Origin of the sequence: Streptomyces purpurogeneiscleroticus (assembly GCF_020024005.1) — a bacterium.
Lineage (GTDB): Bacteria > Actinomycetota > Actinomycetes > Streptomycetales > Streptomycetaceae > Streptomyces > Streptomyces purpurogeneiscleroticus.
The window spans coordinates 1-10568 of sequence record NZ_NHSG01000461.1 but is presented as its reverse complement, the minus strand read 5'-3'; the positions used below and the strand labels follow the sequence as shown (position 1 = coordinate 10568).

The following is a 10568-nucleotide window of genomic DNA, read 5'->3' as shown; positions in this document are numbered from 1 at the left end:
GCCCCCTCCGTGCCCGCACACCCCTCTCCTGAAGGTCCAAAGCCAACGCATCGCCACCGTCGCCTGACGCAGACGACGGCGCTTCCCGCATGCCCCGCCGACGGTCCCTCGAGCACCCGCAAGACGCGGAAGTGAACTTTTAGCAGCGGGTGCTGTCGACGAACGGTGGGACTTCGCTGAGCCGGCCGCAGACGAGCGATGGACCGCCGACGGTCGGCGGCGGCCCCCAAGGGCTCCGACCAGCACGAGTCGGCCGTGATCAGACAATCGTGGCCGGCTCGGCGCTCCCTCACCGTCGCCGGCTATGACCGCGCACTCCAGCCGGCCCTCCCGCACGTCGCAGGTCACGGTGTCGCCGGGCCCACCCGGCCGTAATGCAGTTGGAGGAATCCAGGACGCAAAGCGACTGCCCAACTCGGCCCTCACAGCGCCGCAGATCCCCTCCACGGCACCCTGGCGGCCCCGGAGAACCTGCGCGGCGAGGGCGCTGGCAGGACGACAACCGCCCGGCCGAAGCCACCCGCAGGGCCCCGCACGACCTCGACGACCGCCGCCGGCGCCCGACCGACGCCCGCACAGCCCGCACGGCAGCCACCACACACCCGGCCGTCGCCCCCGACACACCGCCAGACACCACCCCCGGCCGGCTCCAGCGCGGCATGCGCCTGGCCGGCACACACCCCCGCAACGAACTCACCCACGCCGACTGACTGCCCCGCCCCGAAGACAGCACAGCCGAACCCGGCCACCGCATACCCCAGCACCTCACCGACCACGGCCCGGCAACCGCCACGCCCCGAAAACCGCGCCGACCACCGGCAGCACCCCACACATCGCGCGCACAACGGGCAGCCACCACCCACACCAAAACCGCCCCCCAGAAAGCCCCAACCAAAGCGCGCGACCCCGTACCCCAGCAGCAGACCGTGATCTCGCTGGCAAGGCAGCCGAGAGACAGAAACAGCCACCCGCAGATCATCGGTGTGTGAAGACTGAAGGTCGCGCGGTGACCGCGGGGCACAGGGAGCGCTTGGGCTGCGAAGCGGTGGGCATGCCGGCGGTGTTCCGCGTCCTGCTCCGGGTTCTGGGCGCGGGTGGCCCGGGGAGAACGAATTCGAAAACTTTCGACTGTTCATCGGGATTGTTTCGACGGCATATTGTGCCCCAGGATCTGTGCAGGCTCCTGGCCCCCTGCTTGAAGCTCCGCACCGGCCGCCACTGGGCATGCCCCACCATGCTCACTTTCGGGTTTCTGTACTGGCTGTATTGGCAGGTGCATGCCATCCGGCAGGAGGCAGGCCCCCCGCTCACCACCGAAAGTTCTCGACCCCTCACCAGAGAAAGAGGTCAGTCATGAACAGCAGAGCCTCCGGCATCGCGCGCCGAGTCCTGGCGCTCAGTACGACGGGGATGCTCGCCGCAACGGGCGTCGTCGCACTCTCCGGCCCGGCGCAGGCCGCGAGTACCCTCGGTACGGCGGCAGCCGCCCAGGGCCGCTACTTCGGCGCGGCGGTGGCCGCGAACCACCTCGGGGAAGCACCGTACGTCAGCACGCTGGACGCCGAGTTCACCTCCGTGACACCGGAGAACGAGATGAAGTGGGACGCCGTGGAGAGCTCTCGCGGCACCTTCACCTTCGACGCCGCCGACAGGATCGTCGCGCACGCCCGGGACAAGGGCATGAAGGTCCGCGGCCACACCCTGGTCTGGCACTCCCAGCTGCCCGGCTGGGTGGGCGGCCTGTCCGCCACCGACCTGCGCACCGCCATGAACAACCACATCACCAAGGTCATGCAGCACTACAAGGGCACGATCCACTCCTGGGACGTCGTCAACGAGGCGTTCCAGGACGGCAGCAGCGGGGCGCGGCGCAGTTCCCCCTTCCAGGACAAGCTGGGCAACGGCTACATCGAGGAGGCGTTCCGTACCGCCCGGGCCGCCGACCCCAACGCCAAGCTCTGTTACAACGACTACAACACCGACGGCGTGAACGCGAAGTCCAACGCCGTCTACGCCATGGTCAAAGACTTCAAGCAGCGCGGCGTCCCCATCGACTGCGTCGGGTTCCAGAGCCACTTCAACAGCAATTCCCCCGTGCCGGCGGACTACCGGCAGAACCTGCAGCGCTTCGCCGACCTCGGGGTCGACGTGCAGATCACGGAGCTGGACATCGAGGGCTCCGGCTCCGCGCAGGCCACCAGCTACGGCAACGTGGTGAAGGCGTGCCTGGCGGTCTCCCGCTGCACGGGTATCACCGTGTGGGGCATCACGGACAAGTACTCCTGGCGCAGCAGTGGTACACCGCTGCTCTTCGACGACAACTACGGCAAGAAGCCGGCGTACTACGCCGTGCTGTCCGCGCTCGGCGGCACGAGCGGCGGCGGTGGCACCCGTACCTGCACCGTCTCCTACGCGAAGCAGGAGGAGTGGGGTGACCGCTACAACGGCAAGGTGACCGTGACGGCCGGCCCGTCCGGGATCAGCGGCTGGAGCGTGCCGGTGACGGTCGCCTCCGGGCAGAAGGTCTCCGCCACCTGGAACGGCACGCCGAGCTGGGACAGCACCGGCAACGTCATGACGATGGCGCCGAAGGGCAACGGCAGTCTCGCGGCCGGTGCGTCGACCAGCTTCGGGTTCACCGTCATGACCAACGGCAACACCGCGCCGCCCACCGTCGGCGCGTGCACCGCCTCATGACGCGCGCCGCACCGCCCGCAGGCGGGCGCGCAGGAACCGCAGCGCCGCCTCGTCGTCATCGGCAGCACCGCCTTCGTGGCCGTTGTACCGCCAGACGTCGATCTCCTTGGGGCCGCCGTACTCGTGGTAGGCGGCGAACACCGTTGAGGGCGGCACGATGTCGTCCATCAGGGCCACCGAGAAGCGGGCCGGCACGCGGGCCCGGCGGGCGAAGTTGACCCCGTCGAAATAGGCGAGCGTCCGGTGCACCTGGTCCTCGCGGTCGCGGTGGACGGCCAGGTAGTCGGCTATCTCGCGGAACGGGGCGGCATCGGTCACGGTGACGGCGCGCGGGAAGTCGCACAGGAACGGCACGTGGGCGACGACCGCAGCGAGGTCGGGGACGAGGGCCGCGACGGCCAGTGCCACTCCCCCGCCCTGGCTCCGCCCGAGCACGGCGACGCGTCCGGGATCGACCGCGCGCAGGCCCCGTGCGGCGTCCACGGCGCGGACCGCGTCGGTGAACAGGCGCCGGTAGTAGTAGGTGTGCGGATCCTCGATACCGCGCGTCATCATCCCGGGCACCTGCGGACCCGCGGCGCAGCTGTCCGGGGTGTCGCCGCGTGACCAGCCGGAGCCCTGGCCACGGGTGTCCATGTGAAAGTGGGCGAACCCGGCACCGGCCCACAGCAGGTTCTCCAGGGCGTGGCCGCGCCCGCCGCCGTATCCGACGTACTCGACGACGGTGGGCAGCGGCCCGCTCGCCCCGTGCGGCAGGCGCAGCCACGCCTTGACGGGCTCGCCGCCGTGACCGGGGAAGGTGACGTCGTAGGTGTCGATGGCGGTCAGGCCCGTGTCGACCGGGTTCAGTGCCGCCTCGGCGGGCCGGGTTCCGGCCTCGCTCAGGGTGTCCTGCCAGAACGTTTCGAAGTCGGTGGGGTTGCGCTGGCCGCTGCGGTAGGCCCGGAGTTCCGGCTCGGGAAGGTCGTGGTGCACGGTCGTCTCCTCGGTGGCATGTGCACGTGCCCGGCCGCCGGTCGGTCCGGCAGCCGGGCACCTGACGTTGCGTTGGGTGGATCCTCACCGTGCCTGACGTTGCGTCACACGAAAGTCCGGGTGCAGTCGGCGCCGGTGGTCCACCGTTCGCACCGGGCCGGTGAGCCGGACCCGGGCCGTCAGGAGGGCGTCCGTGCTGGAGGGGCCGAACCGCATTTCCAGGTCGCCCGGTTCGACGATGCGGTGTCCGTCGCGGCCGGTGAAGGACGCCAGGTCGGCGGGGACGGTCGCGCGTACCTCCGCCACCTCGCCCGGCGCGAGGTCGAGGCGTACGTACCCGATGAGGCGCTGGACGGGCTGGACGACGGAGGCGACGGGGTCGTGCAGGTACAGCTGGACGACCTCGGTGCCCGGCCGCTTCCCGGTGTTGCGCACGGTGCAGGCCACCTCGAAAGCGCCGTCGGTGCCGGTCTCTTCGTGCGCGATGACGAGTCCGGACCACTCGAAGGTGGTGTACGTCAGCCCGTGGCCGAAGCCGAAGGCGGGGGTGGGGTCGATGCTGGAGACCTCGGTGGAGTGGCCGAGGCGGGGTGCGAGGTAGGTGGAGGGCTGTGCGCCCGGGAGCCGGGGCACGCTGACGGGGAGCCGGCCCGCCGGGGCAACGCGTCCGCTGAGGACGGAGGCGAGGGCCGTCGTCCCCTCCTCACCGGGGAAGAACGTCTGGACGACGGCGGCGGCCTCGGTCGCCGCACGGCCCAGGGCGTAGGGCCGGCCGGCGAGCAGGGTGACGACGAGCGGGGTGCCGGTGTCCAGCAGCGTGTCGAGCAGCTGCTGCTGTACTCCGGGCAGGGCCAGGGAGCCGGCGTCGCAGCCCTCGCCGCTGCTGCCGCGGCCGAAGAGCCCGGCCCGGTCGCCGAGTGCGGCGATCACCAGGTCGGCGCCGCGGGCCAGCTCGGCGGCCTCGGCGAAGCCGTCGGTGCCGCTGCCGTCGACGGTGGTACCGGACGCGGTGACGATCTCGCTGTCCGGGAACTCGGCGGCCAGTGCTTCGCGCAGGGTGGGCAGTTCGATGCCGGCGGGCACCTCCGGGTGCTGGCTGCCCACGTGCACGGGGAAGGAGTAGCAGCCGAGGACCGCCGTCGGTGTGTCGGCGTTGGGGCCGATCAGCGCGATGCGCGCCGGGGCCCGGCCGGGTCCGAGGGGCAGTGTGCCGTCGTTGCGGAGCAGAACGACGGCCTGCTCCGCGATGCGGCGGGCCAGGGCGCGGTTGTCCGCCGTGTCGAGGTCGACCGTGCCGCGCAGGTCCGCCGCGTCCGTGTCCACATCCGTTCCGGCGAGGGCCGCCGGTGTCGGGTCCCAGTCGGCGTCCAGCAGTCCCAGCTGGGCTTTCTGGATCAGGACCCGGCGCACGGCGCGGTCCACGGCCGCCTCGGGGACCAGGCCGTCGGCGAGCGCCGCGCGCAGTGGTGCGCCGAACGCCTTCACGGTGGGCAGTTCGACGTCGACGCCCGCGGTGAGCGCCGCGGCGGCGGCTTCGCCGAGACTGCCGGCGACCCCGTGCAGAGTCTGCAGGAAGGCGATGCCGAAGTAGTCGGCGACGACTGTTCCCTCGAAGCCCCAGGTGTCCCGGAGCAGGCCGGTGAGCAGCCGGTCATCGGCCGCGGAGGGGATGCCGTCGGTGTCGGTGTAGGCGTGCATCACCGAACGGACACCGCTCTCCCGTACGGCCATCTCGAACGGCGGCAGGATGACGTCGGCGCGTTCTCTGGAGCCCATGCCGACGGGCGCCAGGTTGCGTCCCGCGCGGGAGGCGGAGTATCCGGCGAAGTGCTTGAGGGTGGCGACAACGCCGGCGGACTCCAGGCCGCGTACGTAGGCGGTGCCGATGGTACCGACGAGGTAGGGATCCTCTCCGATGGTTTCCTCGACCCGCCCCCAGCGGGCGTCGCGCACGACGTCCAGGACGGGCGCGAGGCCCTGGTGGACGCCGACCGCGCGCAGGTCACGGCCGATCGCCGCAGCCATCTCGTGGATGAGCCCGGGGTTGAAGGTGGCGCCCCAGGAGAGGGGTACGGGGTAGGCGGTCGCGCCCCAGGCGGCAAAGCCCGCGAGGCATTCCTCGTGTGCCAGCGCCGGGATGCCGAAGCGGTTCGCGGCGGCAATTCTGCGCTGGGTGCGCAACAGTGACAGCGCGCCGAGCGCGGGGTCGACGGGGGTGGTGCCGAATGGTCGGGTCAGCTGGCCGAGGCCGTGGGGCAGCAGGTCGTCGAGGGGTGCCGGCTCCTCCATGTCGTGCTGGTGCGGGGCGACTTCGGCGCCCTCGGCGGAGGCGCCGACCCAGACCCCGAAGAGCTGGGCCGTCTTCTCCTCCAGTGTCATCTCGGCGAGCAGGGCGTCGGCCCGCTCCGCCGGATCGCGGGCCGCGTCCTGCCACAACGGGACCCGGGTGTCTTCGGTTCGTTCGGTCTGTGCGGGCATGTGGCCGGTCACTTTCCTCCGACGCCCATCAGGCCCTGGACCAGGGCGCGGCGGGCGAACAGATAAACGAGCAGGATGGGGAGCATGGACAGGACGACCGCGGCGAGCAGACCCGGGATGTCGACCCCGTGCTCGGTCTGGAAGTCGTAGAGGCCCATGGTGATGACCTTGGTGTCGGCGGACTGTGTGAGCACCAGGGGGAAGAGGAATCCGTTCCATGCCTGCAGGGCGGAGAAGACGATGATCGTCGAGAGGCCGCTGCGGGAGAGCGGCAGGACCAGTTGGAAGAAGACGCGCCGGGAGGACGCGCCGTCCATCGTCATCGCCTCGTACAGCTCCGGTGTGATGTCACGCATCACGCCGCTGAGGATCAGGGCGCACACCGGCATGGCGAAGGCGGCGGTCGGCAGGATGACGCCGATGAGGTTGTCGTAGAGCCCGGCCTCACTCATGACGTAGAACATGGGCACGATGACGGCCTGGGAGGGGATGGCGAGGCCGAGCAGGAACAGCCGGAAGACCGTGTGCGTCACCCTGCTGCGGCTGCGCACGATGGCGTACGACAGCGGCGGCACGAGGAGCACGACGATGCCCACGACGCACACGGTGACGAGGGCGGTGTTGAGGAAGTACTGCCCGAATCCGCTCTGGAAGTCCTTGATGTAGTTGTCGAGCGTGAAGGTCTTCGGCAGGGCCAGCGGCCCGTTCTCCGCGTAGTCGGCCCGCGACTGGAACGTGGCGACCAGCATGGCGTACAGCGGCAGTCCGACCAGGAAGAGCCAGATCAGCGAGCCGAAGCCGGCGAGGTGGTTGGGGCGGCGCTTGCTCACAGGCCCTCCATCCTGCTGCGCATCCTGTCGTAGCCCGAGAGGCGCACCACGATCAGCGAGATGACCGTGGCGACCAGGACGAGCAGCACGCCGATCGCCGAGGCCGTGCCGTAGTCGAAGTTCTTGAACGCCTTTTGGTACATGTAGTAGGCGCTGATGGTGGTGTCGGTGCCGGGGCCGCCCTGCGTGAGGATGAGGACGGTGTCGAAGGTCGTCAGGCCGCCCACCACCATCAGGATCGTGGAGGTGATGATGCTGTTGCGCAGCTGCGGCAGTGTGATGTGGAAGAACTGCCGGAACCTGCCCGCGCCGTCGATCTGGGCCGCCTGGTAGAGGACTCGGGGTACCGCGCGGGCCGCTCCCTGGTAGATGAGCGTGTGCAGCGGTGTGAACTGCCAGGCGCTCACGAAGACGAGGACGCCGATGGCGCTGCTCTGCGCACCGAAGAGGTTGCCGTCGCCGAAAAGCCACTCGGCGTGTGCGGGTACCCCGAAGTTGGGGTCCAGGACGGCGCGCCACAGCACGGACACGGCCGCCGCCGACAGCAGCAGCGGGACGAAGTAGATGGCGGAGAGGACGGCCCGGTTGCGCTGGGGGCCCGCCGCCCAGACGCCGAGCAGGATGCTCAGCGGCGTCTGGACGGCGACGCCGAGGCCGGTGAGCAGGACGCTCAGCCCGAGGCTCTTGAGCATGACGGGGTCGTCGAACAGCTTGCTCCAGTTGTCGAGCCCGGTGAACCGCGGGGCGCTCAGCCCGTCCCAGTGGGCGAAGGAGAGCACGGCGACCAGGACGAGCGGGAGGAGCGCGAAGAGGCCGAAGAAGACGGCGGCGGGTGCCGCCCAGGCGAAGCCTGGACGGCTGACGCCGGTGGCGGTGGGGGTCATGAGAGGGGTTCCAAGTCGGTGGTCGGCGCGGTCAGGACGTGGGCAGGGCCTGCATGGCCTTGATGAACCCGTCCTCGTCGAGCCCACCGTTGAGGAACTGCTGAACGGCCTGGTGCATGCCGACCGTCGCCGTCTGCGGGTACGCCTGGTCCCATGAGAGCTGGAAGGCGGGTGCCTTCTCGACCTTGTCGTACTGGTAGCGGGCGAAGTCCGGGTCGGCGGCGGCGTCGAGGAACTTGTCGGTGGTCGTGGTGGTGGGCAGGTTGCCGATGCCGAGCTGGGCCTTGACGAACTCGTCCGAGTACTGGAGTTTCAGGAACTCCGCGACCGCCTCCGGGTGCTTGGTCTTCTTCAGCACCGAGTAGAAGTTGTTGGTGTTGCCGACGAGGTTGTCCGGGTCGCCCTTGCCGCCGCCGACCGACGGGAAGGTGCCGTAACCGAGGTCATGTGCGGCGAAGTCGGGGTGGCTGTCCTGCTGGGTGGAGTACTCCCACGAGCCCATCAGCTCGAATCCGGCCTTCCCCGTGGCCAGGAGGGTGGGTGAGCCCTGGTCGGTGAATTTCACCGAGTCGTAGTTCGTGCCGAAGGCTCCGGCGTCCACCAGGTCCTTGAGCATGCCGAGGGCCTTCCTGCTGTCGGCGCTCGCCCAGGCGTCCTTGTCCCCGCCCAGCGCCTTCTGGAACAGCCCGGGGCCGGCCACCCGGTCGTAGAGGTACTCGAACCACATGAGCGTGGGCCACTTGTCGCCGCCGCCCAGGGCGATCGGCGTGACGCCCTCCGCCTTGAGCTTCCCGACCGCCGCCAGCAGGTCGTCCCAGGTCTTCGGCGGCTCGACACCGGCCTCCTTCAGCACCTTCTTGTTGTGGAACAGCAGCACGGGCTGGGTGCCGCGCATCGGGACGCCATACGGCTTCCCGTTCACCTCGGCGCTCTCGAACACGGAGGGCAGGAACTTGTCCTTCAGGTCGGGATCCTTCGTGATGAACTGATCCAGCGGCATGAGGAGTCCGGCATCGACGAACGGTTTGATGCTGCCGCCGCCCCAGTTGAAGAAGACGTCGGGGGCCTGCTTGCTGTTGATGACGGTCTGCAGCTTGGCCTGGTAGTCGGCGCCCGGGATGGTGTCCAGGACGGCCTTCACCTTCGATGTCCTGTTGAAGGTGGCGATGATCCGCTTCTCCACCTTGTTCGCGCTGTCGCCGTACACCAGGACGTGGATCTTGCCGTCGTCCCTGCCCGCCGATGCGGCGCCCCCGCCGCACGCCGACAGGGTGAGCGTCAGGCTCAGCGCGGCACCGCCGACAGCGGCGTTCCGCAGGAACCGTGCGCGTCGTCTCATCGCCCCCACCTTTCGAAAGTTTTTCGAAGCTATTTCCGAAACTTCACGCGTCGGGACGCTAGGACTCCCCGCTTGGGCGGGTCAACCCTCGGTCGGCGAGTTATCAACTTGTGACGCTGCGCCCGCAGTTGTCGGTGCTCTATGCTCCTCACCATGCGCGATGACGAGGAGTCGGGCCGTGTCACGTTGGCCCAGGTGGCGAAGCAGGCCGGGGTTTCCCTCTCGACAGTTTCGAAAGTCCTCAACGGGCGGCAGGACGTCGCCACACCGACCAGGCTCAAGGTGGAACGCCTGCTGGAGGCACACGCCTACCGGCGCACGACCCGCTCGGCTCAGGAGGCACCACTCATCGAGCTGGTCTTCCACGAGCTGGACAGCATCTGGGCGATGGAGCTGATCCGCGGAGTGGAGAACGTGGCCAAGGCCCACCGGGCCAGCGTCGTCCTCACCGAGAGCGGAACCCGGCAGGCCCCCGGTCCCGACTGGATCGAAGGGGTGCTGCAACGCCGGCCGCTCGGCGTGGTCCTGGTCTTCTCCGCCCTGCCGGCGGAGGTCAAGCAGCAGCTGCGCTCGCGCGCCATCCCCTTCGTCATCATCGACCCCGCCGGCGATCCCGACCCCGACGTCCCGTCGGTGGGCTCGGCCAACTGGAGCGGCGGGCTCGCAGCCACGCGCCATCTCATCGACTCCGGACACCGCCGCATCGGCATCATCACCGGCCCCGAGGACATGCTCTGCTCGCTGGCACGCCTGGACGGCTACCGCTCGGCGATGAGCATGGCGGGCCTGGAGATCGATCCCGATCTCGTCCTGTACGGCGACTTCCACGTCGAAGGCGGCTACGAGGGAACCAGGAAACTGCTCTCGCTCCCCCGCCCACCGACCGCCATCTTCTCGGGCAGCGATCTGCAGGCCCTCGGCGCGCTGGAAGCCGCACGCGTCAGTGGCCTGCGCGTCCCGCACGACCTGTCCGTGGTCGGCTACGACGACGTACCGGTCGCCCGCTGGTCCAGCCCTGCGCTGACCACGGTGCACCAGCCACTGCGGCGGATGGCCGAGGAGGCGACCCAGATGCTGCTGCGCATACGGGCGCAGGCACCGGTCACGACCAGACTCGAACTGGCCACCAGCCTCGTCGTCAGAAAGAGCACGGCGCCGCCCCGAGACTGACTACGGCGTGCCGTGGCCGGTGCCTGCCTGACTACGGCGTGCTCGTGGACGGTGCCCGCCAGAGCAGCAGTACGAGACCGGCCAGTGCCGGTACGGCAGCCAGGACACACGGAGGCGGAGGACATGGGACGGCAGGTCCGAGCCGCCGCGACCCACGGCATCCCGCTCCGTCTGCACCACCAGCGCCAATGCCCC

7 protein-coding genes are annotated in these 10568 nt (G+C 69.8%); 2 read left to right on the top strand and 5 right to left on the bottom strand.

The features are described 5' to 3' along the window. Window positions 1-1353 precede the first annotated feature (1353 nt). A complete protein-coding gene (locus tag CCS38_RS33765) occupies window positions 1354-2697 on the top strand; it encodes a glycoside hydrolase family 10 protein (protein WP_223737277.1) in 1344 nt (447 codons plus the stop codon). On the opposite strand, the gene CCS38_RS33760 is transcribed toward CCS38_RS33765, so the two are convergent. The 5 genes from CCS38_RS33760 to CCS38_RS33740 all read right to left on the bottom strand — a co-directional run bounded on the left by CCS38_RS33760 (window position 2692) and on the right by CCS38_RS33740 (window position 9203). Further along, a complete protein-coding gene (locus CCS38_RS33760) occupies window positions 2692-3672 on the bottom strand; it encodes an acetylxylan esterase (RefSeq protein WP_223737275.1) in 981 nt (326 codons plus the stop codon). The two genes, CCS38_RS33765 and CCS38_RS33760, sit on opposite strands and share 6 nt — an antisense overlap. Before the next feature lie 84 nt (window positions 3673-3756). Next, window positions 3757-6150 (bottom strand): beta-xylosidase/alpha-l-arabinosidase, encoded by a 2394-nt coding sequence (locus CCS38_RS33755; RefSeq protein ID WP_372457194.1) that lies wholly within the window; start codon window positions 6148-6150, stop codon window positions 3757-3759. Between the two features lie 8 nt (window positions 6151-6158). Further along, the gene (locus CCS38_RS33750; protein ID WP_223737274.1) at window positions 6159-6980 is read right to left on the bottom strand and encodes a carbohydrate ABC transporter permease; all 822 of its coding nucleotides are present in this window, start codon (window positions 6978-6980) and stop codon (window positions 6159-6161) included. Next, entirely contained in the window at window positions 6977-7864 is an 888-nt protein-coding gene (locus tag CCS38_RS33745) for a carbohydrate ABC transporter permease (RefSeq protein ID WP_223737272.1), read from the bottom strand. Before CCS38_RS33745 ends, CCS38_RS33750 begins: the two co-directional genes overlap by 4 nt. 31 nt (window positions 7865-7895) lie before the next feature. Next, window positions 7896-9203 carry an ABC transporter substrate-binding protein gene (locus tag CCS38_RS33740; protein ID WP_223737271.1) on the bottom strand — a complete coding sequence of 436 codons (1308 nt, stop codon included), beginning with the start codon at window positions 9201-9203 and terminating at the stop codon, window positions 7896-7898. Window positions 9204-9344: 141 nt separating this feature from the next. Between CCS38_RS33740 and CCS38_RS33735 the strand changes: the two genes are divergently transcribed. Continuing rightward, a complete protein-coding gene (locus tag CCS38_RS33735) occupies window positions 9345-10373 on the top strand; it encodes a LacI family DNA-binding transcriptional regulator (RefSeq protein WP_223737268.1) in 1029 nt (342 codons plus the stop codon). The last annotated feature ends 195 nt before the right edge of the window (window positions 10374-10568 follow it).